The organism is Corynebacterium sp. MSK074 (assembly GCF_030229735.1).
GTDB lineage: Bacteria > Actinomycetota > Actinomycetes > Mycobacteriales > Mycobacteriaceae > Corynebacterium.
The window spans coordinates 146287-171594 of the sequence record NZ_JASPIX010000001.1 but is presented as its reverse complement, the minus strand read 5'-3'; the positions used below and the strand labels follow the sequence as shown (position 1 = coordinate 171594).

General features: G+C 57.6%; 25 protein-coding genes. 5 read left to right on the top strand and 20 right to left on the bottom strand.

The features are described from left to right. Positions 1-37: 37 nt before the first annotated feature. Positions 38-445, top strand: a complete 408-nt coding sequence (locus QP965_RS00790) for a LapA family protein (RefSeq protein ID WP_005325219.1) — start codon at positions 38-40, stop codon at positions 443-445. 83 nt (positions 446-528) lie between these two features. Here QP965_RS00790 and QP965_RS00785 read toward each other — a convergent pair whose 3' ends face one another. From QP965_RS00785 to rpsB, 5 genes are all read right to left on the bottom strand, one after another. Continuing rightward, entirely contained in the window at positions 529-1407 is an 879-nt protein-coding gene (locus QP965_RS00785) for a phosphatidate cytidylyltransferase (RefSeq protein WP_284843822.1), read from the bottom strand. Between the two features lie 148 nt (positions 1408-1555). Next, positions 1556-2113 (bottom strand): ribosome recycling factor, encoded by a 558-nt coding sequence (gene frr / locus QP965_RS00780; RefSeq protein WP_284814038.1) that lies wholly within the window; start codon positions 2111-2113, stop codon positions 1556-1558. Between the two features lie 71 nt (positions 2114-2184). Then, entirely contained in the window at positions 2185-2871 is a 687-nt protein-coding gene (gene pyrH / locus QP965_RS00775; protein WP_239277749.1) for a UMP kinase, read from the bottom strand. 266 nt (positions 2872-3137) lie between these two features. Further along, a complete protein-coding gene (gene tsf / locus QP965_RS00770; protein WP_005325225.1) occupies positions 3138-3950 on the bottom strand; it encodes a translation elongation factor Ts in 813 nt (270 codons plus the stop codon). A 300-nt stretch (positions 3951-4250) separates the two neighbouring features. Next, positions 4251-5084, bottom strand: a complete 834-nt coding sequence (gene rpsB, locus QP965_RS00765) for a 30S ribosomal protein S2 (RefSeq protein ID WP_005325233.1) — start codon at positions 5082-5084, stop codon at positions 4251-4253. Between the two features lie 379 nt (positions 5085-5463). On the opposite strand from rpsB, the gene QP965_RS00760 reads away from it, so the two are divergent. Further along, on the top strand, positions 5464-5985 hold the full coding sequence (locus tag QP965_RS00760) for a M23 family metallopeptidase (protein WP_284843821.1): 522 nt from the start codon (positions 5464-5466) through the stop codon (positions 5983-5985). Here the strand turns inward: QP965_RS00760 and QP965_RS00755 are convergent. From QP965_RS00755 to rimM, 14 genes are all read right to left on the bottom strand, one after another. Then, positions 5982-6899: a tyrosine recombinase XerC gene (locus QP965_RS00755; RefSeq protein ID WP_284843820.1), complete on the bottom strand. Its 918-nt coding sequence runs from the start codon at positions 6897-6899 to the stop codon at positions 5982-5984. The genes QP965_RS00760 and QP965_RS00755 overlap by 4 nt on opposite strands. A 21-nt stretch (positions 6900-6920) precedes the next feature. Beyond that, complete coding sequence (dprA, locus tag QP965_RS00750; RefSeq protein ID WP_284843819.1) at positions 6921-8102, bottom strand: DNA-processing protein DprA; 1182 nt, start codon at positions 8100-8102, stop codon at positions 6921-6923. Continuing rightward, the gene (locus tag QP965_RS00745) at positions 8099-9661 is read right to left on the bottom strand and encodes a YifB family Mg chelatase-like AAA ATPase (RefSeq protein WP_284843818.1); all 1563 of its coding nucleotides are present in this window, start codon (positions 9659-9661) and stop codon (positions 8099-8101) included. Before QP965_RS00745 ends, dprA begins: the two co-directional genes overlap by 4 nt. Continuing rightward, a complete protein-coding gene (locus tag QP965_RS00740; RefSeq protein ID WP_284843817.1) occupies positions 9648-10046 on the bottom strand; it encodes a YraN family protein in 399 nt (132 codons plus the stop codon). The genes QP965_RS00745 and QP965_RS00740 overlap by 14 nt, the downstream gene beginning before the upstream one ends. Positions 10047-10219: 173 nt before the next feature. Next, on the bottom strand, positions 10220-10525 hold the full coding sequence (locus QP965_RS00735) for a DUF2469 domain-containing protein (protein ID WP_005325239.1): 306 nt from the start codon (positions 10523-10525) through the stop codon (positions 10220-10222). Positions 10526-10587: 62 nt separating this feature from the next. Beyond that, positions 10588-11229 carry a ribonuclease HII gene (locus QP965_RS00730; protein ID WP_284843816.1) on the bottom strand — a complete coding sequence of 214 codons (642 nt, stop codon included), beginning with the start codon at positions 11227-11229 and terminating at the stop codon, positions 10588-10590. Then, complete coding sequence (gene lepB, locus QP965_RS00725; RefSeq protein WP_284843815.1) at positions 11216-11953, bottom strand: signal peptidase I; 738 nt, start codon at positions 11951-11953, stop codon at positions 11216-11218. The genes QP965_RS00730 and lepB (QP965_RS00725) overlap by 14 nt, the downstream gene beginning before the upstream one ends. Next, positions 11931-12734 carry a signal peptidase I gene (gene lepB / locus QP965_RS00720; RefSeq protein ID WP_284843814.1) on the bottom strand — a complete coding sequence of 268 codons (804 nt, stop codon included), beginning with the start codon at positions 12732-12734 and terminating at the stop codon, positions 11931-11933. The genes lepB (QP965_RS00725) and lepB (QP965_RS00720) overlap by 23 nt, the downstream gene beginning before the upstream one ends. Before the next feature lie 186 nt (positions 12735-12920). Further along, on the bottom strand, positions 12921-13265 hold the full coding sequence (gene rplS, locus QP965_RS00715; RefSeq protein ID WP_005325245.1) for a 50S ribosomal protein L19: 345 nt from the start codon (positions 13263-13265) through the stop codon (positions 12921-12923). A 148-nt stretch (positions 13266-13413) separates the two neighbouring features. Continuing rightward, positions 13414-15528, bottom strand: coding sequence for a YhgE/Pip family protein (locus tag QP965_RS00710; RefSeq protein ID WP_284843813.1), 2115 nt, complete (start codon positions 15526-15528; stop codon positions 13414-13416). 202 nt (positions 15529-15730) lie between these two features. After that, positions 15731-18067 (bottom strand): Tex family protein, encoded by a 2337-nt coding sequence (locus tag QP965_RS00705; protein WP_284843812.1) that lies wholly within the window; start codon positions 18065-18067, stop codon positions 15731-15733. 146 nt (positions 18068-18213) lie between these two features. Next, entirely contained in the window at positions 18214-18825 is a 612-nt protein-coding gene (locus QP965_RS00700) for a hypothetical protein (RefSeq protein WP_284814021.1), read from the bottom strand. A 495-nt stretch (positions 18826-19320) separates the two neighbouring features. Next, positions 19321-20193, bottom strand: coding sequence for a tRNA (guanosine(37)-N1)-methyltransferase TrmD (gene trmD, locus QP965_RS00695; RefSeq protein ID WP_284765823.1), 873 nt, complete (start codon positions 20191-20193; stop codon positions 19321-19323). Then, positions 20190-20687, bottom strand: coding sequence for a ribosome maturation factor RimM (gene rimM / locus QP965_RS00690; protein WP_284814019.1), 498 nt, complete (start codon positions 20685-20687; stop codon positions 20190-20192). Before rimM ends, trmD begins: the two co-directional genes overlap by 4 nt. Positions 20688-20794: 107 nt before the next feature. Between rimM and QP965_RS00685 the strand changes: the two genes are divergently transcribed. Together QP965_RS00685 and QP965_RS00680 are read left to right on the top strand one after the other, a co-directional pair. Beyond that, positions 20795-21196, top strand: a complete 402-nt coding sequence (locus tag QP965_RS00685; protein WP_284843811.1) for a cupin domain-containing protein — start codon at positions 20795-20797, stop codon at positions 21194-21196. Positions 21197-21237: 41 nt separating this feature from the next. Continuing rightward, positions 21238-21924: a TetR/AcrR family transcriptional regulator gene (locus tag QP965_RS00680; protein ID WP_284814014.1), complete on the top strand. Its 687-nt coding sequence runs from the start codon at positions 21238-21240 to the stop codon at positions 21922-21924. A 221-nt stretch (positions 21925-22145) separates the two neighbouring features. On the opposite strand, the gene rpsP is transcribed toward QP965_RS00680, so the two are convergent. After that, the gene (gene rpsP / locus QP965_RS00675) at positions 22146-22661 is read right to left on the bottom strand and encodes a 30S ribosomal protein S16 (RefSeq protein WP_005325261.1); all 516 of its coding nucleotides are present in this window, start codon (positions 22659-22661) and stop codon (positions 22146-22148) included. Positions 22662-23014: 353 nt separating this feature from the next. On the opposite strand from rpsP, the gene QP965_RS00670 reads away from it, so the two are divergent. After that, complete coding sequence (locus QP965_RS00670; protein ID WP_284843810.1) at positions 23015-25282, top strand: acyltransferase family protein; 2268 nt, start codon at positions 23015-23017, stop codon at positions 25280-25282. Positions 25283-25308 lie beyond the last annotated feature (26 nt).

The window sequence follows — 25308 nt, the reverse complement described above, 5'->3', positions numbered from 1 at the left end:
GTGGCATAATCGACAGGTTTAAAGAAATAATGGATGCATGACAAATCCGAATTACCCCGCAGATGACTTTTCTTCTTCCGACGCAGACCTCTCCTCGACGGAGCTGAACACTTCTGCACCGGAGACCGATTCTAGCCTAGAGCCGACGGTCTCTGACTCTACTTCTCACTCCACCCAGCCTTCCGGCAAGGCGAAGGGATCTTTCGCAGCCAGCACTTGGATCGCGCTCATCGTAGATTTCCTGCTGCTGATTGTCCTCATTGTTTTCATCATGCAAAACCAGCACGAGGTTCCCATGAACTTCCTAGGCTGGTCCGGTGAGTTCCCTGCCGGAATTGCTTTCCTCATCTTCGCCATTGGCGGAGCACTCATCATGGCTCTGGTGGGTGGCTGGCGCATGTTTGAGTTGCGCCGCCAACTGCGCAAACAGGCTCAGCAGGTATAAGTCTCAACAAGCCGCCTCTCCCCCTTTCCTGCCTTCTTAAGAAGGACTCTTGGGAAGAGGCGACTTTTGCGTACCCGCTGCTTCTATGGCGTAAACGTTGCCAGGAAGCTAATGGCCACCCAGGTGACCATGGCGGAAGGCAGCATGCCATCCAGGCGGTCCATCAGTCCACCGTGGCCTGGCAGCAAGGCCGACATATCCTTGATTCCCAGCTCACGCTTAAACTGTGATTCCACTAAGTCGCCCAAGGTGGCACAAATGACAAGGCCAAGCCCCATTAGGCCGCCCACCCAGGCATCGTGATGGAGCAGGAGCTTCACGGTAAGCGCACCGGTGACCACGCCAAAGAGGATGGACCCGGCAAAGCCCTCCCACGATTTCTTGGGGCTTACTGCAGGGGCCATGGGATGCGAGCCAAACATCACTCCGGCGATATAGCCACCGGTATCGGAGGCCACCACACACAGCATGAAGACCACAATGGAAGCGGCACCACTGGCAAATGGGGTCGATACCAGCGATAGCATGGCCGCGAAGGTGGCAAAAAGCGGAATCCACGTCAAGACAAAAATGCCGACGGACATATCCCGCAGGTAGTTAATTGGTGGGCGATGGCGACCATTATGGAAGAGGCGACCAAACATAAGCGCCAGCACAGCGGTGACATAGACCGCGACAAGGCCGGGCGCGCCCAGTGGCCACGAGACCCAGACCATGGCTTGGCCCAAAATAATGAGCAACGTGCGCGGAATATAGTAGGAATGCTCCCGCAGGCGGCTGAGCACCTCCCACATGGCAACGCCAACTGCAAGGGCCACGACCGCGTACCACGCGAGTGGTCCAGCCCATACGGCGAGCACGACAAGTGCGCCGAGGCCTACGCCAACGCCGATAGCAGCCGGCAAATCGCGGCCTGCACCATTCTTCGGCTGAGGCAATCGGCGGTTAATGGCGTCACTCACCGTGACCGGCTCCTTTCACTGCTTCTTTCGCGCCCCTCGCTGACTTCTACTGCTCGACCTCCCCTACTCCTAACTTCGGAGCTGTAGGCCGCGGAACAGAAAAAGCGCCGCCGGCCGGGGACGGGCACGGCGGCAATGACGGGAGGTCTTAGACCTCCATCAGCTCGTTTTCCTTATTATCTACCAGCTTATCCACCTGCTCGATGTAGCCGGAAGTAATCTTTTCCATTTCCTTTTCCGCTGCGATGACCTCGTCCTCGCCGGCGTCGCCGTCCTTCTGCAGCTTCTTCAACTGCTCCATGGCCTTGCGGCGAATATTACGGATAGCAATCTTGCCGTCCTCGCCCTTGCTCTTGGCCAGCTTCACCATTTCCTTACGACGCTCCTCCGTCAGCTGCGGAACGGTCACGCGCAGAACCTGACCATCGTTGGTGGGATTCACGCCCAAATCCGAGTTGCGGATGGAGTTTTCAATCTCATGAATCATGGACTGCTCATAAGGCTTGATGAGCAGCATGCGCGGCTCCGGTACGGAAATGGTAGCCATCTGGGTAATTGGGGTAGGTACACCGTAGTATTCGGCTACCAAGCCGTTGAACATGGTGGGGTTCGCGCGGCCGGTACGAATGGTCACCAGCTGCTCGCGGGTGTGCTCGACGGAAGCGGTCATGTGCTCTTCTGCTTCGAGCTGAATCTCATCGATCATGAGGCTAAATCATCCTTAAACGAATAGGGGTGGCTGTATAAAAAGGTAGCAGGTTCGCAGCCCTTACAGTATTAGGACTGCACCAGCGTGCCGATAACTTCGCCTCCTGCGGCACGGGCGATATTGCCCTCCTCCAGCAGGTTAAAGACCAAAATTGGCATATCATTGTCCATGCACAGGCTAAACGCCGTAGCATCTGCAACCTTAAGGCCCTTTTCAATGACCTCACGCGGAGTGATTTCGGAGTACAGTTCCGCATCCGGGTTGGTACGTGGGTCATCGGAGTAGACGCCGTCGACTGCCTTGGCCAAGAAAAGAACCTCGGCGCCAATTTCTAGGGCACGCTGCGCGGCAGTGGTATCCGTGGAGAAGTACGGCATGCCCATGCCGGCGCCAAAGATAACCACGCGACCCTTTTCTAGGTGGCGCTCAGCGCGCAGCGGCAGGTACGGCTCGGCAATCTGCGCCATGTTGATGGATGTCTGCACGCGGCAGTCCACGCCTTGCTGCTTGAGGAAGTCCTGTAGTGCGAGGGAATTCATTACCGTGCCCAGCATGCCCATGTAGTCCGAGCGAGCACGATCCATGCCGCGCTGGGAGAGCTCTGCGCCGCGGAAGAAGTTTCCGCCACCGATAACCACTGCAATCTCGATTCCCTGACGGGAAACCTCGGCGATCTGGCGGGCTACGTTTTCAACCACATCTGGGTCGATGCCGACCTTGCCGCCGCCGAACATCTCACCGCCCAGCTTCAGCATTACTCGCTTGTATCCGGTTCGCTTAATATCTGCAGCAGTCACGCCTACTTCGTCTCCTTAACGCGGGGCAGTTTCAATCTCCGCCCTATCTTACCCATATATCTTTCGCATCCTCACACCGCCCGCCGGTGCAGGCCAGTAGGCAATTGCTACGTGCCGGTCCCTCTCCTGCGGATAGACAATCCGCACTAGTCGGCACGGTGAGCGCACAACAAAGCCCACGAAGGATAGTCCTTCGTGGGCTAGTCGTTAAAGCGGGGGTGGGCTTAAGCGCCAACCTCGTAGCGAACGAAGCCGGTGATGGTGGTGCCAGCTTCTTCAGCAACCTGCTTTACGGTCTTCTTGTTATCAGACAGGGAAGCCTGCTCCAGCAGAACGATGGACTTGAAGAAGCCGTTCAGGCGGCCTTCCACGATCTTCGGCAGGGCTGCCTCTGGCTTGCCCTCCTCACGAGTGGTGGCCTCAGCGATCTCGCGCTCCTTTTCAACGATCTCTGCAGGAACGTCCTCGCGGGTGAGGTACTCAGCGTTCATTGCAGCAATCTGCAGGGCTGCAGCGTGAGCGCCCTCCTCGCTACCCTCGTAGGAGACCAGAACGCCCACTGCCGGCGGCAGGTCAGCGGAACGCTGGTGCAGGTAAACGGCAACGTTGTCGCCCTCTACGGTAACTGCACGGCGTGCCTGCAGCTTCTCACCGGTCTTTGCGGACTCCTCGTCCACGACCTCGGAGACCTTCTTGCCGTCGATCTCAATGTTGTTGAGCTCGTCAGCGGAGTTGGCCTTGGCCTCAGCAGCAGCGTCAGCAATCTTGGCTGCGAAAGTCTTGAAAGCCTCGTTCTTAGCAACGAAGTCGGTCTCACAGTTGATCTCGACCATGGTGTTGCCAGAAACGGCGATGAGGCCCTCGGTAGCCTCACGGTCAGCGCGCTTGGAGACGTTCTTAGCGCCCTTGATGCGCAGGTACTCAACAGCCTTGTCGTAGTCGCCGTTGGACTCTTCCAGAGCCTTCTTGCAATCGAGCATGCCGGAGCCGGTAGCTTCGCGCAGTGCCTTGACGTCTGCAGCAGTGTAGTTCGCCATAGTTGGGGCGATCCTCCTTGAAAATCAAACAGTGTTCGTTCAAACAGCGTAGTCGACGCGGTGAAATCGCGCCGCTTTAGGGTGGCAGAAACCACCCCTTTCCCACCTATGCATGAAAGTGGAGCTGGTTTCAGCAGCACCCAGCATAGATAAAACCAACCCCCGCCGCCGTTAAAGCACGGTGGCGGGGGTTGGTAAACAGCCTTGGGCAGGAATTACTCCCCTTGCTGCCCCACACCAAAAGTGCGTGGGGTATTCAGTTAAACGCAGGTGAGGAAATTTCCTAGCGAGAAGTTAAGACTACTTCTCGGCCTTGTCTGCGGATGCTTCCTCAGACTTTTCCGCGGAAGCCGGGTCGGAAGCTGCGGCAGCTGCCTCAGCGTCACGCTTTTCCTTCTCAGCGGAGTCGCCGGCAGCTTCCTTAGCTGCAGCCAGCTGACGCTCCTCACGAGCCTTCTTGCCTTCCTCAACAGCGGAGGCAACGATGCCGGAGAGCAGCTTGGTGGAGCGGATGGCGTCGTCGTTGCCCGGGATCGGGAAGTCAACGTCGTCCGGGTCGCAGTTGGTGTCCAGGATGGCAACAACTGGGATGTTCAGCTTGTGAGCTTCCTTGACCGCAATGTGCTCCTTGTTGGTATCAACAATCCACAGTGCGGACGGGGTCTTGGCCATATCGGAGATGCCACCCAGAACGCGCTCGAGCTTGGCGCGCTCACGGTTGAGCATGAGAACTTCCTTCTTGGTGCGGCCCTTGTAGCCGTCCTCACGCTCGTCCATTGCCTGAAGCTCCTTCATGCGCTTCAGACGCTTGGAAACGGTCTGGAAGTTGGTGAGCATGCCGCCCAACCAGCGGTGGTTGACGTAAGGCATACCGACGCGGGTTGCTTCCTCAGCAACTGCTTCCTGAGCCTGCTTCTTGGTACCAACGAACAGGATGGTGCCGCCGTGTGCAACGGTTTCCTTGACGAACTCGTAAGCCTCGTCAATGTAGGTCAGCGTCTGCTGCAGGTCGATGATGTAGATGCCGTTACGGTCGGTGAAGATGAAACGACGCATCTTCGGATTCCAGCGACGGGTCTGGTGGCCAAAGTGCACACCAGCGTCGAGGAGCTCGCGCATGGTTACAACTGCCATGATTCGCTCGCTTTCTTTTATCTTGTCTTTCGGTTTTCCAATTGTGCGGTGTTTTATTCCGCACCCTAGCAACGAAGGCCCCGCTGACACCTTGTTTCCAAGGACCACGTCAACCGTCAGGCTGTCTCTTCCTTCCAGCAGGAAGCGACAACTTCGCCGCGCGTAGTCAATGCCTCCACGAGGTGGACACACTGCTGCCACAAAGAATAATCCCCATACGCTGGTTTTTCCAAACCGAAGTCAGCTTATCCACAACTTCGCCGCAGCCACTTTGCCTCAATCGTCACAACCGACTCAAACACACCATGTAACCCAAGTTGTCCACAGTTATAAGGAGAACGGACTTCCCAAACGCTTCATTCCAGCGAACACTGTGCCCATGAATCAGTTCCTTTCCTCCTCCACATTTGCCGCTTGCCGACGCCCCACCTTCCTCCCCACCACTTTCCTCACCCTTCTTTCGATTCTTATTCTGTGTTGCCCACCGGCCACGGCCTATGTCGACCCTGCCTCCGGAAAACCTAGCCCGGCACGGGTACTGCGTGGATTCGATGCCCCCGAACAAAAGTGGAGCCCTGGCCACCGCGGCGTCGACATGGCCCTATCCGTAGGCTCGCCGGTAGTAGCCGCCGAAGACGGCGAAGTCGCCTTTGTGGGCACGGTGGCCGGCAAACCAGTTGTCTCCATTGCCCACGCGGATGGAGTGAGAACGACGTATCAGCCCGTGCACGGCTCCGTAAAGCAGGGCCAAGAAGTCCGCGAGGGCCAAGTGATAGGCCGTTTAGGCAATCCAGTCGATGGCTATCCCGGACTGCACTGGGGCGCACTCATCGCAAAAGATACTTACATCGATCCTTTAACCCTGCTGGATATGCCGGCAATTCGCCTCAAACCGCTTTAGGCTCGGGGATGGGCTTGGTCGTATACGCGCTGCAAGCGCTGCGCGGACACGTGGGTATAAATCTGCGTGGTATTAAGCGAGGAGTGCCCCAGTAGTTCTTGCACTACGCGCAAATCTGCCCCGCCTTCTAAAAGGTGGGTTGCGGCAGAGTGGCGAACCCCGTGCGGGGTAAGCCCCTGTGTACCAGTGACTTTGGCGGCCTTTTCTACAATGCGGCGCACCTGGCGCTGATCGATGCGCCCTCCCCTGCTGCCAACAAAAACCGCTTCAGTATCGGCCGCAGCGATTTCTCCACGGCCGTTGCCAATCCACTGCTTTAAGGCGTCTTCCGCTGCGTGCCCGAAAGGCACTACACGCTGCTTATTGCCCTTACCTGTGACGTGCAAGGTACCGCGTTGAAAATCAATATCGCCCAAGTCCAGCCGTACCAACTCCGCCACGCGCATACCGGAGGCATAGAGCAACTCCAGGATGGCACTATCGCGAAGGAAGTGGACTTCATCGGCAGAGACCGCATTGCCCATAAGCTCGTCGGCCTGCTCAGGAGCGAGAACCGTGGGAAGGTGACGCCCCACTTTGGGCGTAACTAGGCGGGCAGCAACGTCTCGCTTCAAGTGCCCTTCGCGCACTGCCCAAGTAGAAAATCCCTTCGCTGCCGCGGTGCGCCGTGCCAGGGTGGAACGCGACTTTCCTTCCGCAACAGCCTCTGCCAACCATTGGCGCAGGCTGTTGAGGTCAAACTCCGCGAAGGTAGGCACACTGCGTGCAAGGTCGCGCAAGTCGGAGCGATACCCGCGCACCGTCGCTTCTGCGCGACCTTTGACATGTAGTTGGAAATCCGCAAAGTCCTCGATAGCTTCAGCCATTTGACCCTCAACTTTCGGAGCCTTCGCGGACTTTCCATCTTCACTCATGCCACAGCAGTGTACTCGCTTTTATTCTGTTTCCCGGCGCGCCCAGGTATTGCCATGCCGGACGACAACGCACATCTTCTCCAGCGCCAGTAGTAAATGAACTGTAAGCGGTAAACGAAGCCCCGCTTCGCGGGCAATGTCTTCTGCCGTTGCTTTCTCCTGTCCTAGCGGTGGCGTCGCGTCAAAGACGCGCAACTCATTGCGGGAGAGGCGTTGGGTCATGGTGGCTGCAAAATTGATTTCGTACTGTGCGCCTGGGTCCACTTCCCCGGCGCGACTTACTAAGGCGCGAATTTCATCAGCACTGGTAACCAACTGTGCGCGGCCTTCTTGAATGCGCTGGTGGCAGCCCAACGAACCGCTAGTAGTTATCGGCCCCGGCACCGCCATCGCAACTCGCCCAAGCGCTTCTGCCCAGTTGAGGGTGTTCAATGCACCAGATCGAAACGCCGCCTCCATAACTACTGTGCCGTGGCTCAATGCTGCCACTAAGCGATTGCGCGTTAAGAACCGGTGGCGCTTCGGCGCGGTTTCCGGCGCGAATTCAGAGATGATGCAACCATTGTCCGCAATCTTAGCGAATAAGTTGGCATTGTGGGCTGGGTAATCCCTATCGATGCCACACGCTGCTATGGCTACCGTGCGCCCGTTGTTGTGCAACGCTGTTTCGTGCGCGACGCTATCCACTCCCAGCGCGCCGCCGGATATTGGAGTCCATTCATGCTGAACCAATCCGGACACGACGTTCTGGGTGGCCTGCCAGCCATAGCGAGAAATGGCACGAGTACCGACGATGGCCACAGCTTGAGCAACCTCTGCCTGCAATGGCGCACCGCGCACCCACAGGCTATGTGGTGGCAATGCTTGGTCATCAAAAGTAGCTGGGGCCTCCCCGCCGTGCTGATAGAAGCCGAATGCAGAGTCAAACTCCTCTGTGGGCCACTCTGGACTTTCTGCCGTAATGAGCCGAGCCCCGACCCTTTCGGCTGCCGCCATATCTTCGGCCTGCCGCAACCAGTCATAGCGGGAGGCCGTACGCGCCAAAAGCGGGCCAATCCAGTCGGCGCGATTGTAGATTCCGTGGGCGATTTCCTCAGCTGGGTATTGCGTAAGCAGGGCCTGCAAAGCAGCAGAGGGGCCTTCCACCACTCGATTGAGGTATACCCAGGTCACATACGAGGAAGAGAGATCAAGGTCGCTCATGCTGCGAGCCTCCCGACGTTTATTGAGCCGCGCAGATCGAGCGCGCGCCCCACTTCGTCCAGGTCCGGCTGTGCCTTTCCTGCTAGATCGGCCAGAGTCCAGGAGAGTTTCAATACGCGGTCCACTCCGCGCTGGGATATTTCACCTTCAGCCAAGTAGGCAGACAACATGACCATCGCAGCCTCTGCAGCGGGTCTCTTTCGGCGCAAATAGGACGAAGGAACTTCCCCATTGGTGCGTGCGGTGATGCCATCCGCCCACCAGCGTGCGGCGGCGCGCTCACGGGCAGCGGCGACGCGCTCGGCGATGACTGCGGATTCCTCTTCACCGTCCGCGTTAATTGTTGCCGCCTGCCCGCTTAAGGTGACCACCATATCCAGACGGTCTCGCAGCGGACCGGAGAGATTGGAGAGGTAGTTCATTCGTTCATGGGGGTTGCATCTGCACTTAGACGGGTCTTCGGCCGCACACCTGCACGGGTTTGCCGCCATGACCAATTGGAAGCGAGCAGGATACGTAACCTCGCGGCGCGAGCGCGCCAACCGCACCTGTCCTTCCTCCAACGGTGCACGCAGACCATCGAGTACCGGCGCGGCTACCTCACTGGCCTCGTCGAGAAAGAGCACACCATTGTGAGCCAAACTCACCGCACCAGGGCGCGGATGTCCGGAACCGCCGCCAAGTAATGCCGCCCGAGTAACTGAGGCATGCGGGGCGATGAACGGGGCGCGCTCGATGACCTCACCTGGGGTTCCGGTAAGCGAATGAATCGCGGTGGTTTCGACCTGCTGGTCCGGGGTAAGTGTAGGCAGGATGGTGGGCAGGCGTGAGGCAATCATGGACTTTCCTGATCCTGGCGGCCCAATCATCATTAAGTGATGGCCTCCGGCTGCAGCAACCTCGGCAGCCCATTTGGCATTAGCTTGGCCAGCGATATCGCCAAAGTCGAGTCGCGACGCCGCCGCAGGCGCGGGGCTGAGCGACCCCGAAAAGCTTCCAGCCTGCGGCAGCCCACGGTTTCCGCAGGCCCATCCGAAAGCTTCCTTCAAAGACGACGCAACCAGTACGTCCATGTCCGGCACCAATGTCGCCTCGGCGGCATTGCCAGGCGGAACAAGGAGAGTTGTTATTCCTTGTTCCCGTGCGGCAAGGAGGGCAGGGATGATGCCTGCTACAGGCCGAACGGAGCCGTCGAGACCGAGCTCGCCTAAGACCAAGGTGCGCTGGAGACGTTGGGCGGGCGAGGGAGTACTGCCATAAGACGGGAAGTCGGCCTCCGCCTGGGCCGCCAGAATCGCAAGCGCTATGGGTAGGTCAAAGTGGGACCCGGATTTGGGAAGCGACGCCGGGGACATGGAGACAACCACTTTCGTCTTGGGCCAGGGCAGATGGGAGTTAAAGGCTGCGGTCTTGATTCGGTCCCGAGATTCGGAAATTGCGGTATCCGTCTGGCCTACAACGTGAATGCCCGGCAGTCCGTGACCGACGTTCGCTTCCACGTCAACCAACTGGGCTAAGACTCCGTTGAGGGACATGGTCAAACAATTACCTAGAGCCATCTTCAACCCCCTTGAAGTGTTCCAGCGCAAACCCCTGCCCGCGCGCGACCAAGGCAATAACGTCGAATCGCACCTCAGATAGTGGCTTTCCATCAAGCCACTGCGCCGCAGCTTTACGCAGTCGCGCGAGCTTCTGCGGGGTCACGGCCTCAGCTACCCCGTAGCGGGAATTGGCGCGGGTCTTAACCTCAACAAAGACGATGGTTCCATCCGCCTCCCGGGCGATGAGGTCGATTTCTCCCACCCGATAAGTGACGTTGGCAGCAATTATTTCTGCCCCGCGTTCGCGCAGATAGCGCGCTGCGAAGGCCTCTCCCCTTTTTCCTAAGACTTGTTTATGACGGGGCTTCTTCGTGGCCAAGCGGTGTTCTGAACTAATGTGCATTGCGGTTTATCCTTGTGCGTCGAGAGAATCATTGACTAGCACAGGACACCGCAGGTGAAAGGGCCTACACAAGGGACACAAAAGCAAAAAAGACCCTAGCTGTGGATAACTACGCTCTGCAGCGCTGTTATCCACAGCTAGGGTGCGGCACGTTGTGCGCCAGCTTGACAAAGTTATTCCGGCATCATGAATTCCGGCTTATCCAGCTCCTCGATATTGACATCCTTGTATGTAATAACGCGGACGTAGCGCACAAAGCGCGCGGAGCGGTACATATCCCATACCCAGGCATCCGACATGCGCACCTCGTAGTAGACATCAGGCCCAGAGGTATGCGGAATAAGCTCTACCGCGTTAGCCAGATAAAAGCGCCGCTCAGTTTCAACGACATAGGAAAACTGGCTGACAACGTCCCGGTACTCGCGGTAGAGGGACAGCTCTACCTCAGCCTCGTAGTTATCGAGTTCCTCTGCACTCACGGTGGACCTCCAGGTTGTGGGTTAGCTCGCTTTAGCTTAGCGCGAGAAAGGCTAGATTTTAGCTAGGCACGCGCGGCAAACTCCGCTTGAGCGCGGCGGACATTCTCGTAGCTCATCCGGTGCTCCGGACACGCTCCAAGCGTCGCAATTGCGGCCTCGTGCACCTTGGTTCCGTACCCCTTATGGCTGGCTAACCCGTAGCCGGGGTACCGCGCATCCAGCTCGTACATCAGGTGGTCACGGCTGACTTTGGCCAACACACTCGCCGCGGCGATACACCGCGCGGCCGCATCGCCGCCGATAATGGGCAGGTGGGGTTGGGTGAGGCCGGGGACAAAAAGGGCGTCGGTAAGCACATAGCCCGGACGTGCTTCCAGGCGCGCAACTGCCCTGCGCATGCCGGAAATATTGGCGTGCTGGATGCCGCGCTTATCGATGTCCCCGGCAGCAATATGCACCACAGACCAGTCCACAGCCTTGTCTTTAATGAGTGGAAAAAGCTTCTCGCGCTGTTTGGGGGTGAGCTTCTTGGAGTCAGTAAGTTCCGATAACTCCTTGATCGGCCGATCAGGCATCACACAGGCCGCGATGGTGATTGGTCCACAGCAGGCACCGCGCCCAGCCTCATCCACGCCAGCTACAGGACCTAAACCGGCCTTGCTCAATGCGACCTCGTAGGTGCGCCGCTGTTTAAGCCGCCGCATGCGAAATTTCCGGGTGCTCCACCCCACCCCAACGCGAAAGCGGCAAAATGACGGCCTCGACGCGCCCGCGGACATTGTCCACCGGCACGGTGCCCTGCAGATGGTCACCCAAGTGCGCACGGGAATCGAGGGAGTTGGTGCGATTATCACCCATCACCCAGAGGCTTCCTTCTGGGACGGTGACTGGGCCAAAATACTCACCGCCGCACTCTTGCGAGCCCACACTGGGATCTACGGGAATCTCCGGCGGATCGAGGACGAAGGATTGGTCAATGGACTTTCCGTTCACCATGACCGCAGGATCGCCAGCCTGACAACTCACCGTCTGCCCGCCAGTAGCAATGACGCGCTTTACCAGGATATTCTCCCCATTAGGAAGCAGCCCTAGGGCCGACAAAGCGTTCTGCGCGCCGCGCACAAAAATATTGTGCGAGCGATTGACCTCAAACTCGTTATTCCATGAGTCGGGCCCTTCAAAAACCACAACCTCCCCGGGCTTGGGGTCCGTGAAGTAGTAGCTGACCTTTTGCACGGCAATGCGGTCATTTTTACAGCCGGGACACCCGTGCAGGGTCGGCTCCATCGAAGCAGAAGGAATGACATACATCCGCCCCACCAGCGCCTGCAGGAGCACCAGCAGGACAAAGCCTGCCACCACGGGGATGAGAAAATCCCGGGTGCGCAGGCGTTGGGAGGAAGGCTTATTCCTGAATGTCCGGGTCATCGACCCCACCAATGCGGGTAAACGGCCAGAATACGAATTTCACCTTGCCGCGGACGTTTTCTACTGGAACCGTGCCGTGGAACTTATCGGTCATGTGGTAGCGCGAATCGGCCGAAGCAGTACGGTTATCGCCCATCACCCAGATATTGTCCTCCGGTACCTCGACGGGACCAAAGTACGGACCGCCGCAGGCCTCCGAGCCGGTCGATTCATCTACCGGGTACGTTGGCGGGTCTTGCACGTAGTCTTGCTCGATGGGCTTGCCATCTACCATGACTGCAGGATCGCCCTCTTGGCAGGACACCGTCTGTCCGCCGGTAGCAACCACACGCTTGACCAGAGTATTTTCGTCTGGCGGTGCCAGGGATACGAAGCTCAACGCATCCTGCACGCCATGAATGACTGGATTGGACGAGCGCGGTGAGACGAAGCTGGAATTCCAGTCCTCGGTGCCTTTAAAGACGACGACATCACCTGGTTCTGGCTCGCCGTCACCGTAGTAAGAGATCTTTTCCGTAAAGATACGGTCATTTGTGCAGCCCTCGCAGCCGTGGAGAGTCGGCTCCATCGAACCCGATGGGATCACATACTGCCGGCCGATAAAGTTCTGGAATAGTCCGACGATCACGAGAACCGTCGCCACTACCAGAAGGGTTTCCAGCAGCCACGGCATTTCCTTCTTCTTAGTCGCCTCTTTGCCTTGCTGGGTGGCGTCTCCCTGTACTGGGTGGGCCCCCTCGCCTTCTGGCGGCTGTTCCTGCGAGATGCTGTCTTTATTCACGCGCTAGATCCTAGCAACCCCACGCCCGATGTCCGGTCTTATCCCCCTCGCGGCAGGGGGATTCACAGCCAACTTTTCGCTTGCCCCCTTCCCCCTCGGCATAGGGATGAAGGGAATTAGGAAAATAGAAATCCCCCTGCACCCACGGTTGGTTGCAGGGGGATGCTGGCGCGCAGCGCGCTAGTACTAGCGACGCTCCTTGATGCGAGCCTTCTTGCCGCGCAGATCGCGCAGGTAGTAGAGCTTCGCACGGCGGACGCGGCCACGGCGGGAGACCTTGATGGACTCCAGGTTCGGGGAGTGAACCGGGAAGGTACGCTCAACGCCGATACCGAAGGAAACCTTACGGACAGTGAAGGTCTCACGGATGCCGGAGCCCTGACGACGGATGCAGATGCCCTTGAAGAGCTGTGCACGCTCGTTGTTGCCCTCGATAACCTTTACGTTAACGTCAAGGGTATCGCCTGGGCGGAAGGACGGGATATCGTCGCGCAGCTGTGCTGCATCAACCTTGTCAATAATGTTGGACATGCCAATATTCCTTTTCAGTTTGGGACAGAGGACCCTAGCGGCATACTGCCTAACCGGTTCGTGCCCGTTACATAGAACGGTGTACTACTTTTCCATATTCGCCAGCAAGAACCAAATTCTTCTATAGCTGGCCCTGGCCCCACCCAAACTATGCCGCCGCAGTGGACTTTGCACGAAAGAGGTGTTCATCAACAATTCTTGCAGTACCTAGGTGACGCGCACGGAAAACCGCTTGAGACGCTAAAAGCGCAAGCAGTGCGGTCACGACCAGCACCCCCATGCCGGTCCAGAAAGTCGTATCATAAATTCCGTCAGTAGCGCGCGTGAAGGCATCCTTTGCATAGGCCATCGGATGGAGGGGGTGAACAACGCTGAGCGGCCGCGGAATAGCGGCTACCGGCCACACACCGCCGAAGACCATCACACCTAAAGCGAAGAGTCCCGCGGCAAACACACCACCTACCTTTCGCCCAAACGTCACCAAGAAGAACTGGTAGGTTGCCGCGCCTGCTGCAGCTATCGCCGCTATCACCCCGAGTATCATTGGCCAGCTTTCAGGTACCCAGCCCAGCGTCGCAGACATGAGTGCCATAAATGCTAGAATAAGAAAGTTGAGAATAGTTAGTACGCCAAAAGCTCCAAGTATTCCGCGCGCTGGATGCACCACACGGACCCCTCGTCGGCCTAAGTAATACGGAAGCATCAGAGCTACAAGCAGCATGACGAGGAAGCCAAAGACGAGGACCAAAAGAAGTGAGGCACCGCCGGTAATGTCCTTGCGAGTAGGGTCCAAGGGGTTTACCACGGTTTGAACCGGATGCACATTGGACGCCGTGAAGTTGATAGGCACGGCCATGTTTTGAGCCGACTTATCGGGCTTGGAAATAGTTGGCGCTTTGGCTACTCCATCCGTCAGCTTCTGGGATAGTTCACCGGAACCAGACTTGAGCTTATCCATACCGCCTTTAAGCTCTGCGCCTCCGGCCGCTAACCGATCGGTTCCTTCTTTAAGAGTACCGGTACCTGCATGAAGGCGGGTGGCACCATCGTGCAGCTGCGAGGCTCCATCGCTTAGCTCTCCCACGCCTCCACGAAGCTGCTTGGTTCCATCCGAAAGACGATGGGCGCCAACATTGAGCTTATTCATTCCCCCCAGATACTCCGAGTTGGGATCTGAAAGGTTGTAATGTAGCTGACCAGTCCCCTCCGAAAGCTGCTCGAGTTTGTCCACCATGTTTCCGCTCGCTTCAGGGTCAAGCTTGGATACGAGCGAATTGAGTTGCTCTGCCTGCTGCTCCATACCTAAATTGCGCAATGCGCCTACCAGCTGCGACAGTGCTGGGACCACAATCTGGGCCTGCTTAAGCACTGGAATAAGCATTCCCGTGAGCTGATTGACTCCGCCATCGATCTGACCGGCGCCGTCAGCAAGACGGCCAGTTCCAGAAAGCAGTTTATCGGACCCTGTGGCAAGCTGAGCCGCACCTTCATCGAGCTGGACCGCACCCTCATCGAGGCGCCCAACCCCTTCATTGAGACGAGCGGTTCCATCGACCAAAGACGAGGTTCCGTCATTAATCTTTCCGGCACCAGCTCCCAATTCCCTGATTCCAGCGACAGCACGGCTACCACCCTCCTGAAGCTTCCCAGCGCCCTGATCAAGACGCCCAGCGCCGTCGGCGGCATTGCCTAGGCCGTCACTTAGTTTGTTGAGCCCCTCAATTACCTGGTCAGCGTATTTCTTCGAAATCGCGTTTTCCACACTGGTTTGCACCTGGGGAATCAGACTTGAGGAAATGACGGAACCATTGGACCCGTAAAAGTCGTTACTAGCAAAATGGATTTCAGGTTTGACGGGATTGTCACTAATGATGGTCACCGCCTGCTGGGAAAAATCTTTGGGGATGGTCACCACCATCAAATACTTGCCCTTGATTAGGCCTTCATCACCCTCAGTCTTTTCCACCTCTGTGAAATTGAGGTAGTTGGTATCTAGCAATCCTTCTACCACCTGTTCACCGTAGTTGGTGTACGTGTCCTGCTTATCTACGCCCACGTCCTCATTGACCACCGCCAAGTCGATCTTGCGCATGTACTTGGAAGGGTCCCACATCGCCCACATCATGGTCCCGGCAATAATGATGGGCGCAACCAAGAAGAACACTATGCATACTCGGGCCAACACGCTGCGGGGCCGCCAATCGAGTAGGCGGTGCCAACCCAATACTCCCCTGCTGTAACCTCTTTTAGCCCCGTTGCTCATTTCTTTCTCCTTGCACTAAACAGTGACTCGAACCAGCAGATATTTAGTTTTGCTCAACTTACCATTTTGGGTTGATATCCGCGCATTTTAGACACCAATCCATCCAAAACTTGCTTCCGAACAGGAAAAACTCCCATCGCCCACGGCGATGGGAGCTACACAGCTGGGCGAATCGGGGCTTCCCAACGGCAGTTGAAAGCGGTTAGAATCCTGCCTTCTTCAGGGCATCGGCCATGGCTCCACCGCCGCCGGTGCTGCCTGCCCCACCCGTGCGGCCGCGCGAGCCACCCCGGGATCCGCGCCCAGAGTTGTGGCCGGAGCGCTTTCCTTCTCCTCTGCCGCCGGACTTAGCGGAACCGCGTGGGGAATCACCGCGGCGCTTGGGAGCCGGCTTCCCCGGTTCATCATCCAAACGGAGCGAGAGACCGATGCGCTGGCGCTCCACATCAACCTCCATGACCTTCACCTTGACCACCTGGCCAGAGCGCACGACCTCGTGCGGATCAGAGACAAACTTGTGGCTCATGGCAGAAACGTGGACGAGACCATCCTGATGGACTCCGACATCCACGAAGGCGCCGAATGCCGCCACGTTTGTCACCGTGCCCTCAAGAATCATGCCTGGGGTGAGATCGGAAACCTTATGTACGCCCTCTTTAAAGGTGGCGGTCTTGAACTCAGGGCGCGGGTCGCGTCCGGGTTTATCCAGCTCGGCGATGATATCGGTCACCGTAGGAATGCCGAAAGTCTCGTCTGCAAAGTCTGCTGGCGCCAGCGTGCTGAGCACTCGGGTATTGCCAATAAGTTCAGAAATACCCAGGCCCGTCTTCTCCGCGATGCGGGAGACGACAGGATAGGCCTCGGGGTGTACGGCAGAGGAATCCAGCGGATCGGTACCGCCGTTGATGCGGAGGAAGCCTGCAGATTGCTCAAAGGCCTTAGGCCCAAGACGCGGTACCTTCTTCAGTTCCTTGCGGGAAGCAAAAGAACCGTGTTCATTGCGGTAGGCCACAATATTGGTGGCGATGGTGGAATTGACACCAGCTACGCGCTCAAGCAGCGGGACGGAAGCGGTATTGAGATCAACGCCCACGCCGTTTACCGCACTTTCCACGACGCCATCAAGGGTGCGGGCGAGCGCCGTCTGATTAACGTCGTGCTGGTACTGCCCCACACCAATGGCCTTCGGATCAATCTTGACCAACTCAGCCAAAGGATCCTGCAAGCGGCGTGCGATGGAGACCGCGCCGCGCAGTGAGACATCCATGTCGGGGAATTCCTCCGCCGCAAGCGGCGAGGCTGAGTAAACCGAAGCGCCGGACTCCGATACCACTACAGGAGTGGGTCGCTGACCGCCGGCTTGCTTGATGAGGTCCGCAATTTCCTGGGCAAGCTTCTCGGTCTCGCGGGAGGCAGTGCCGTTGCCGATGGCCATAAGGTCTACAGAATGCTTGGCGCACAGGGTCGACAGCGTCTGAACTGCTTGGCCCCACTGGTTCTGCGGCTGATGCGGGTAGACAATGGCGGTGTCGAGCACCTTGCCGGTTTTGTCCACTACCGCGCACTTCACACCATTGCGGTAACCCGGATCCAAGCCGATGGTGGCACGCTGGCCAGCAGGTGCCGCGAGCAGCACATCGCGCAAATTGGTCGCAAAGATCTGCAGCGCGCCTTCCTCCGCAATCTCTTTGAGCCGCATGCGAACGTCCAGGCTAGAGGAAATATAGAGCTTGGTGCGCCATCCCCAATGGACGGCGTTGGCGAGCCACTTGGAGGAGCGATCCAGCTCGAAGCGGGAGGCGATTACATCCTCGTAGTCGGCGTCATCGCCGGCATCTAGCTTCAACTGCAGCACGCCCTCATTCTCGCCACGCAGCAGCGCCAAAATGCGGTGCGAAGGCAGCTTGTGGAGGGGCTCGTTGAAATCAAAGTAGTCCTTAAACTTCGCGCCTTCGGCTTCCTTGCCCTCAACAACGCGCGCGCCCATGGAGCCCTCAATGAACATACGCTCGCGCACTTCACCCACCAGATCCGCGTCGAGCGCGAAGCGGTCCACCAAAATGGCGCGGGCGCCGTCGAGGGCCTTCTTGGTGTCCTCAAAGCCCTCGGTGGTAAAGGCCTGTGCCAACTCTTCTGGAGCGGCGTTGGGATCCGCAATGAGCTTATCGGTCAGTTCCTCAAGACCGGCTTCGCGGGCAATATCGGCCTTCGTTTTGCGGCGCTTTTTATACGGCAGATACAAATCTTCTAGGCGCGCCTTGGATTCGCAGGCAAGGATTTGTTCCTTGAGGGCGTCGCTAAGCTTGCCCTGCTCTTCAATCGCCGCAAGGATGGTCTCCTTGCGGTCTTGCAGTTCCTTCAAATAGTTCGCGCGCTCTTCAATGGTGCGCAGCTGGGAGTCATCCAGCCCACCGGTGGCCTCCTTGCGGTAGCGGGCGATAAAGGGCACTGTATTGCCCTCCGCAAGCAGCTGCAACGCGGTAGAAACCTGCGATTCCTTGACGTTGAGCTCGGCGGCGATAGTGGCCGCAATATTCACGTGGTCTCCTCACTCTTTCTCGAGGCTTGGGATTAGACCCACCCAATTTACCGCACGGCCCCTTTACTGCCTTCGCTTGCCGACGCCCCCAATACGCACAAAACCTCCTTTCCCCAGTAAGGAAAGGAGGTTGCCGTAGTGCGTTCTTAGTAGATAACCACGCGGGCGTTATCGCCGCCGGAGCAGGAAACGCGCGAAGAGCTACCGGAGCAGTACATGGTGTAGGTACCACCTGTTGCCGGCGAGTAGACACTCAAGGTAGCGCCGGTTCCGCCGCCAGCGACCCAGTTATTCATAAACGCGGTATAGACGTTGTTGGCAAACCCACTGGAGGTTTTGCTGGTAGCCGCATAGTAGCTAGTGAAGTCACTCCAAGAGTGCCCATTGCTGCTGCCAGAAGACGCTGCCTGTGCCGGCGCTGGAGCTGGAGCATCCTTGGTCTTGGTGACCGTGACCGGGCTGGAATCTTCATCCTCATCGTCTGCATCGTCCTTGGAGGAGCCGGAGCCACTATTCGCATCCGCCTGTTGGAATTGACTATCGGCAGCCGCGCTAGTCGATGCATCATCCTTGTTAGTGGTCACGAACATGATGACCATGGCAGCCACCGCGATAACCGCCACAATGGCTGCGATAATCGCGGCGATCGTGGCGCCACCTACGCCACCGCTTCGCTGCGGCTGGGAATAATACTGCTGATTGTACTGGGGCGGTTGTTGGTTATATCCACCGTAGTTATTGCCATTGGGAGCCGTCATGGTTAAGGGACCACCTTGGGAATAGGAATCTGAAGGGAAAGTCCCCTTTACTATAACCCTAGAAGGCATATGCGCTGCAGTTTAGGCAGGAAAAAGCGCTAAAGAGTTTTCCAGATTGCGCTTATAACCCAGATTCGGCCCGCCACACCGCTGGGGCGCCAAGCCCCATCTCTGTAAAACCGATTTCCGCACTGCCCACCCACGAGGCTGCCGGCGGCAAGCAGTCTGCCACCAGGGCGGCCACTGTGGCCAGGGGCTGTGTGGTCTCTCCGTTTACGATGAGCCGCCACACCGGAATTCTCTGCGGCCACTGGCCGAATCTGAAGCGATATTCCTGCGCTAGCGGGCCGCTTTCAGTGCACTCCTCCGCTACCTGGAGGGCAAAAATGCTTATTGGCTTAAAACCCCGGACACGTATCGCCTCCGGTAATGCTTCGAGGCTTTTCTCCCACTCCTGGGTTACTAGGAGTACCGAGAGGTCAGCGCTTACCTCCATTAGCTTTCACCCTGGGTGTTGGCTTCTTGTTCCAACTGCGCGATGAAGGCCTTGTCGTCCTTATCGAGCTCAGCCGCCTCCAAAAGTTCGGGACGGCGTTGCCACGTGCGCAGCAATGCCTGTTCCCTCCGCCATTTGTCTACCAAACCGTGGTTTCCCGAGGTGAGCACGTCCGGCACGGCTAGGCCACGCCACTCTCGCGGCTTAGTATAGCTCGGGCCTTCTAAGAGACCATCAGAAAAAGAATCTTCCTCATGAGAGCGCTTATTTCCCAGCACCCCGGGGATGAGGCGCACCACAGCCTCAGCAATCACCAACGTTGCCACTTCCCCACCGATCAACACATAATCGCCGATAGAAACCTCGCGCACGCGGTAACGCCGAGCGGCGTCATCCACCACGCGCTGATCGATGCCCTCATAACGCCCGCAGGCAAAAACAATATGCTCCTCATTGGACCACGCCCGCGCATCTGCTTGGCTAAACGGTTTTCCCGTTGGCGTCGGCACGATAAGCAATGGGAGGTCGCTATCCTCATCGGCCGTGGCATCAACCGCATAGGCTTGTGCCTCTACCCCTTCTAATTCATCGTGGCGCGGACGGTTCAAATGTGGCAGCGCAGACTCTAGATTGGGCGCACTTTCCCGCGCAGCAACGCTATCGAGCGCCGGCCCCCAAACTTCTGGCTTCATAACCATGCCGGGACCACCACCGAACGGCGAGTCGTCGACAGACTTATGCGCATCCGTAGCCCACTGCCGCAGATCGTGCACACCTACTTCAAGGCGACCTTGTTCAATGGCCTTTCCCAGAAGCGCATGCCGCAACGGGTCCAGGTACTCCGGAAAGATGGTGATGACGTCAAGCCTCATAGATCAAGCAGTCCTTCCGGCGGATCGATGGTGCACGTTCCAGCCTCTAGGTTCACCTCAGGAACAATGGCATGCACGAAGGGAATGAGCGCCTCCTTGCTGTTATCGAGTTCTACCTCCAACAAATCCTGGCTTCCGCCGTGGATGACCGATGTGACCTTACCGATTTCCTTGCCCGCTAAAAGAACGCGAAGCCCTTCCAGCTCATGGTCATAAAAGCCACCATCATCACTGTCGAGCGGCGCGGCAAAGAACTTGGTACCACGTAGGCTATCCGCCACTGTTCGGTCTTTGATCTCTTCGAAGGTGACGAGCAGCCTTCCCTTATGGCTCCGGACCGCCTTGGTAGTTAGTGTGTGCCCCTTCTTGCCCTGCGTGCCATGAAGAACTTCCCCTACCGCAAAGCGCACCTTCGGCTCATCCGTAGTGGCCTCGACTACGACTTCGCCTTTCACGCCGTGCGATTTAATCACGCGACCAATCATCAATTCCATAGCGGAAAGTCTACAACACAGACCTCTTTGCCCTTGTCAGTCATAAACTTCCGCCACTTTAGAAAGCTAACCCAGAATTTGAGTGTCATTGTCGTTAAAGTGGGTCCATGAGCAACCTACCTACCAACTCCCCGGAAACCTTTGGCGCGGCTTCTCATTCCAGTGGCACCTCTGCCATGACCGCGCTCAACCTGCTCGACATCGCACCAGATACCGATCCGCAACGCCCGCGCCCAGGCGTCCAGCGCATCTTAAGCGCCGATGGTGCCAACCTCATTCTCTTTAGCTTTGCACCAGGACAGTCCCTGCCCGATCACAAGGCCGCACATCCGATCACCGTGCAGGCGCTGCGCGGTGAGCTTGACTTCAGCTACGGCAGTGAAACCATCACGCTCACCCCCGGCTCTATCGTGCACCTTCCTGCATATGAGGTACATAAAGTCGAGGCTACAAGCGAGAGCGGCGACCCTTCTACCCCCGCAATTTTGCTGCTCACCATGCTGACTTAATAGTTTATACGTACATAGGTTTTGTTGATAAAATGAGTTTTATGGAAACGTACAATAAGCCCTACCATCATGGAAACCTCCACGATGAGCTGCTCCGTATCGCTGTTCAACTAGGCAAAAGAAGCGGCCCCGACGCAATTACCGTTCGTGCGGTAACTCGCGAAGCAGGAGTGTCCCCTACCTCTGCATACCGCCATTTCAAGGACCAAGAAGAACTGCACGATAAGGTCGCTGAGCTTGCCACCGATGAGTTGGTCCGGCGTTTACACGAGACTACCGAGACTGCAGAGGGCCTAGATTTTCCAGAGCACCTGATGCAGATTGGTTACGCTTACCTCGAGTTTGCCTTGGATGAGGCCAATTTCTTCCGCTGCATGCTGGAGTGGAAGGCGCTGCGTTTCATGCTTGGTGTAGATCCCAATACGGAAGATGATCCGAAGATGGATCACCTACAGCAGATTCGCGATTTCTTCGCGCTGTTGTCCCGCCACGCGGAAGCGCTGGACAATACCACTGACGCTACGTATTTCATGCAGAATGCTCTGCTGGCCTGGTCGGCCATTCACGGTTTTACCGTACTTGCCATCAACGGCCCTATGTCCCGGCTTCCACGCGAGCAGATCCTCGAGCTTTTCACACCGGTTGTTACAGGCGCCCTGCGCGGCATGGACTTTAAGGATCCATCCAACGTCCACAGCCGCTACCCCAAATACAAGCCACAGAGCTAAAGGCGAACCGGCACATCCCCGAGAGGGACGCCGAAAGTTTCCTTGCGCGCCAATTTCACTAGCGACCGCGCACGCAGCCCCGCCACGGGCTAGCGTGCACGGTCGTTTTCGTGTGCCGGCATTATAGGCACCAAAAACTACAAAGGCCCCGCCACTACGACCAGTGATCGTAGCGACGGGCCCAAAGCTAGAAGCGCTATGCGCTTAGCAAGGGAGGCAGATTACTCTGCGGACTCCTCGGAAGCTTCCTCAGCCTTCTCCTCGGCCTCAGCGTCAGCTTCGCCGGCGGCAGCAGCGGCAGCCTCTGCAGCAGCAGCTTCCTCAGCAGCCTTCTTCTCAGCCTCTTCCTTTGCCTTCTTCTTCTTTTCGGTGATGGCCTCGATGGTCGGGCCGTTGTTGGCCTCAGCCAGTGCCTCGTTGAAGATCTCCAGCTTGGACTTCTTCTCCTCAGCAACCTTCAGGGTGCCCTCTGCGCCCGGCAGACCCTTGTGCTTCTGCCAGTCACCGGTAACCTTCAGCAGAGCGAGAACCGGCTCGGTTGGCTGTGCGCCAACGGACAGCCAGTGCTGTGCACGCTCGGAGTCGATCTGGATGAGGGAAGGCTCTTCCTTCGGGTGGTAGATACCGATGTTCTCGATGACCTTGCCGTTACGACGGGTGCGGGCATCAGCAATAACAACGCGGTACTCAGCAGCGCGGACCTTGCCCAGGCGCTGCAGCTTGATCTTGACAGCCATGTTGGCTCCTTTACTAGTCACTGGGCAGTACAGACGCGCACTAGGTTGTGCGCCGGTTCAACCCTTGGATTTTATCTGCGCGTGACATACCGGCCGACCGTAGACGGGAACGGTGCTACGCAGAATATTACGTTCTTCAATTTATCTAGCTCAGAATATCCGAGTAGATAACCTGGGATATTTTAGCGCGAGTAGCTGCATTTTCAAAAATCACTACGCCACGCACGCAGGTTCGTTATGCCTGCGATACTGAAGCAGAGTACCCTTAGGGGCCGAATATAGACATTTCGTTTCATATGTATGGCGCGCCTTCCGCCTTACCATCCAGGCATAGGCGCACGAAAAGACAGTTTATGACTAAAGAATCACCGCGAAATTTCCGGTACCGCTATGACCTTGATGGTCTGCGCGGTATTGCCATCGGCCTAGTAGTTATCTACCACGTATTCGTCGGACGCGTTTCCGGCGGCGTCGACGTATTCTTGCTGCTATCCGGCTACTTCTTCTTGGGCTCCCAACTGCGCTACGCGAGCAAGCCCAACGCCTCGCTGAACCCATGGTGGCCCATCTGGCGTACCTTGCGGCGCCTGGTACCAAGCTTGGTTTTGGTCATCGGTGTGACCTACATTCTAGTGCGCATTTTCACCCCGCAGCTCATGCGCACCGAGCTCACTCAACAGATCACAGCCACCATGCTGTACTACCAGAACTGGGAGCTAGCGGAACAAAACGCCGACTACACGGCGGCCGCGGCTGATACCTCACCGCTACAGCACATGTGGTCCATGGCCGTGCAGGGCCAGTTCTACATCATGGGCATTGCCTTCGCGCTCATCTTGGCGGCCATCATGAAGTTCCGGCCAAAGCAGCAACCTTTGGGCAAGCGCAGTTTCCCCACGGTCAACCAGATTGCTGGCCCGATCCTCATCGTGGTCACGATTGCTTCCTTTGCCTATGCTTCGCGCCACGGCCTCTACGGAACTCCGGAGAACTACTACTCCACCTGGTCGCGCGCTTGGGAGTTGACCTTGGGCGCGGTCCTGGCCATCTACGGTTCCTCCTGGAAGATTCCAGCCCGCCTCTATGATCTCTTTACTGGTTTGGGCCTTCTGATGCTCATCTTTACTGGTGCCATCATCGCGGATACCACTGCGTACCCTGGCCCGCTTTCCCTCTTGCCACTAGGCGGCGCCGTACTCATTATCTTGGGCGGCGGTGGCAAGATTTCCAAGGCCATGGCCTCCAAGCAGGCGCGCTGGCTGGGCGACGTAGCCTATCCGCTCTACCTGTGGCACTGGCCGTTGCTCATTTTGTCCACCTCCTACCTGGGTCAAGAAACCCCATCGTGGTGGTTGGGCGTCATCATTATCGTCATTTCGCTGGTGTTGGCGGACCTCACGCACCGCTTTTTGGAAAAGCCCCTACGCCAGCATCGCAAGCGCCCCACGTCGGAGGATCTACCGGTGCGCAAGGGCCTGTCGACCTTGCAGAAACCCGCCGGTGCCGCACGCGGTGTGGGTGGCGTTGTTGTCGCCGCGGCTGTTATCGGCCTCTTGGCGGTCCAACCGCTATGGATGCGCACACTGAATGATGCTGATGCAGAGCTTTTGGATCCTGCCCTTTACCCCGGCGCAACGACGTTCATCAACGACATCACCCCGCCGGATAATGTGGAAATTAAACCTGATCCGATCCTGGCCGGCGGCATCCAGCCACCGGTAGCGACAAATTGGTGCTTCGTACCAGATAGCCAGCCTGCTGACTTCTTCTTCGAAACCCGCAAGGACGGAAAGACCCCCTGCATTTTCGGTGACCCCAACGCAGAGAAGGAAGTCTATTTGGTGGGCGGTTCCCACGCGGAGCAGTATTCTGCCCCGCTGGACCGCTTAGGCAAGGAAATGGGCTTTAAGTTGGTACCGCTGCTGCGCCAGGGCTGCCCGATTGAATTGGGTGACGATGTCACCGTGACCCCAGAATGTGCCGAGTGGGGCAAGCTGGTCATGGATCGCATCGAAGAGGCGAACCCGGCCTTGGTCATCTCGAATACCACTCGCCCGCAAAATGAATATGGCACCGGCCCTGATGCCGTGCCCGCCGGCTACCAGGCGTTCTGGGATGAATTGGCCGACCGCGATATTCCTTTCTTGGGCTTCCGCGATAACCCGTGGGGATTCGATGAAGAAGGCCGCCCACGCGAGTTTGATGAATGCTACGTCGCTTCCGAAGATGCTTATGGCTGCGGCATGCGATTTGAGCAGGTCTACCAGCCTTTTGACCCCGGTGCGGTCGTGCTGTCGAAGTACCAGAATATGCTCTCGATTGATACCGCTCCGTGGTTCTGCGATGCCAATGGTGACTGCCCGGTCATCATCGGCAATACGATGGTCTACCGCGACATGCACCACATCACCAATGCTTTTGCGGAATCTGCAATGCCAATGATCCGCGAGGCCCTAAAGCCCTTCCTTAACGGGGAAAAAGTCCAGCAGGAGGCGCCGGATATTCCACCGGAGCAGGCTGCAGGAGCCGTGGAGCAAGCGCCCGCAGCGCCTACCAACGCCGGCAAGCAACATGCCAACCCAGTCCCCTACCCCAACGCTGGCCAAGATGAGGCAGTCTAGCCCCTAAGATCCAAGACCGGCTGCGC

What these genes read in the sequence shown, in the direction of transcription:
- rplS (WP_005325245.1), bottom strand. Translation starts at nt 13,265, where the DNA reads ATGTCCAACATTATTGACAAGGTTGATGCAGCACAGCTGCGCGACGAT.
- lepB (WP_284843815.1), bottom strand. Translation starts at nt 11,953, where the DNA reads ATGACCCGGACATTCAGGAATAAGCCTTCCTCCCAACGCCTGCGCACC.
- QP965_RS00745 (WP_284843818.1), bottom strand. Translation starts at nt 9,661, where the DNA reads ATGGCTCTAGGTAATTGTTTGACCATGTCCCTCAACGGAGTCTTAGCC.
- rpsB (WP_005325233.1), bottom strand. Translation starts at nt 5,084, where the DNA reads ATGGCAGTTGTAACCATGCGCGAGCTCCTCGACGCTGGTGTGCACTTT.
- QP965_RS00700 (WP_284814021.1), bottom strand. Translation starts at nt 18,825, where the DNA reads ATGACGGCTCCCAATGGCAATAACTACGGTGGATATAACCAACAACCG.
- QP965_RS00670 (WP_284843810.1), top strand. Translation starts at nt 23,015, where the DNA reads ATGACTAAAGAATCACCGCGAAATTTCCGGTACCGCTATGACCTTGAT.
- rpsP (WP_005325261.1), bottom strand. Translation starts at nt 22,661, where the DNA reads ATGGCTGTCAAGATCAAGCTGCAGCGCCTGGGCAAGGTCCGCGCTGCT.
- QP965_RS00730 (WP_284843816.1), bottom strand. Translation starts at nt 11,229, where the DNA reads ATGCGGCGGCTTAAACAGCGGCGCACCTACGAGGTCGCATTGAGCAAG.
- QP965_RS00755 (WP_284843820.1), bottom strand. Translation starts at nt 6,899, where the DNA reads ATGAGTGAAGATGGAAAGTCCGCGAAGGCTCCGAAAGTTGAGGGTCAA.
- trmD (WP_284765823.1), bottom strand. Translation starts at nt 20,193, where the DNA reads ATGAGGCTTGACGTCATCACCATCTTTCCGGAGTACCTGGACCCGTTG.
- QP965_RS00680 (WP_284814014.1), top strand. Translation starts at nt 21,238, where the DNA reads ATGGAAACGTACAATAAGCCCTACCATCATGGAAACCTCCACGATGAG.
- pyrH (WP_239277749.1), bottom strand. Translation starts at nt 2,871, where the DNA reads ATGCTGAAGCTGGGCGGTGAGATGTTCGGCGGCGGCAAGGTCGGCATC.
- QP965_RS00710 (WP_284843813.1), bottom strand. Translation starts at nt 15,528, where the DNA reads ATGAGCAACGGGGCTAAAAGAGGTTACAGCAGGGGAGTATTGGGTTGG.
- frr (WP_284814038.1), bottom strand. Translation starts at nt 2,113, where the DNA reads ATGATCGATGAGATTCAGCTCGAAGCAGAAGAGCACATGACCGCTTCC.
- QP965_RS00760 (WP_284843821.1), top strand. Translation starts at nt 5,464, where the DNA reads ATGAATCAGTTCCTTTCCTCCTCCACATTTGCCGCTTGCCGACGCCCC.
- QP965_RS00740 (WP_284843817.1), bottom strand. Translation starts at nt 10,046, where the DNA reads ATGCACATTAGTTCAGAACACCGCTTGGCCACGAAGAAGCCCCGTCAT.
- dprA (WP_284843819.1), bottom strand. Translation starts at nt 8,102, where the DNA reads ATGAGCGACCTTGATCTCTCTTCCTCGTATGTGACCTGGGTATACCTC.
- QP965_RS00790 (WP_005325219.1), top strand. Translation starts at nt 38, where the DNA reads ATGACAAATCCGAATTACCCCGCAGATGACTTTTCTTCTTCCGACGCA.
- QP965_RS00685 (WP_284843811.1), top strand. Translation starts at nt 20,795, where the DNA reads ATGAGCAACCTACCTACCAACTCCCCGGAAACCTTTGGCGCGGCTTCT.
- tsf (WP_005325225.1), bottom strand. Translation starts at nt 3,950, where the DNA reads ATGGCGAACTACACTGCTGCAGACGTCAAGGCACTGCGCGAAGCTACC.
- rimM (WP_284814019.1), bottom strand. Translation starts at nt 20,687, where the DNA reads ATGGAATTGATGATTGGTCGCGTGATTAAATCGCACGGCGTGAAAGGC.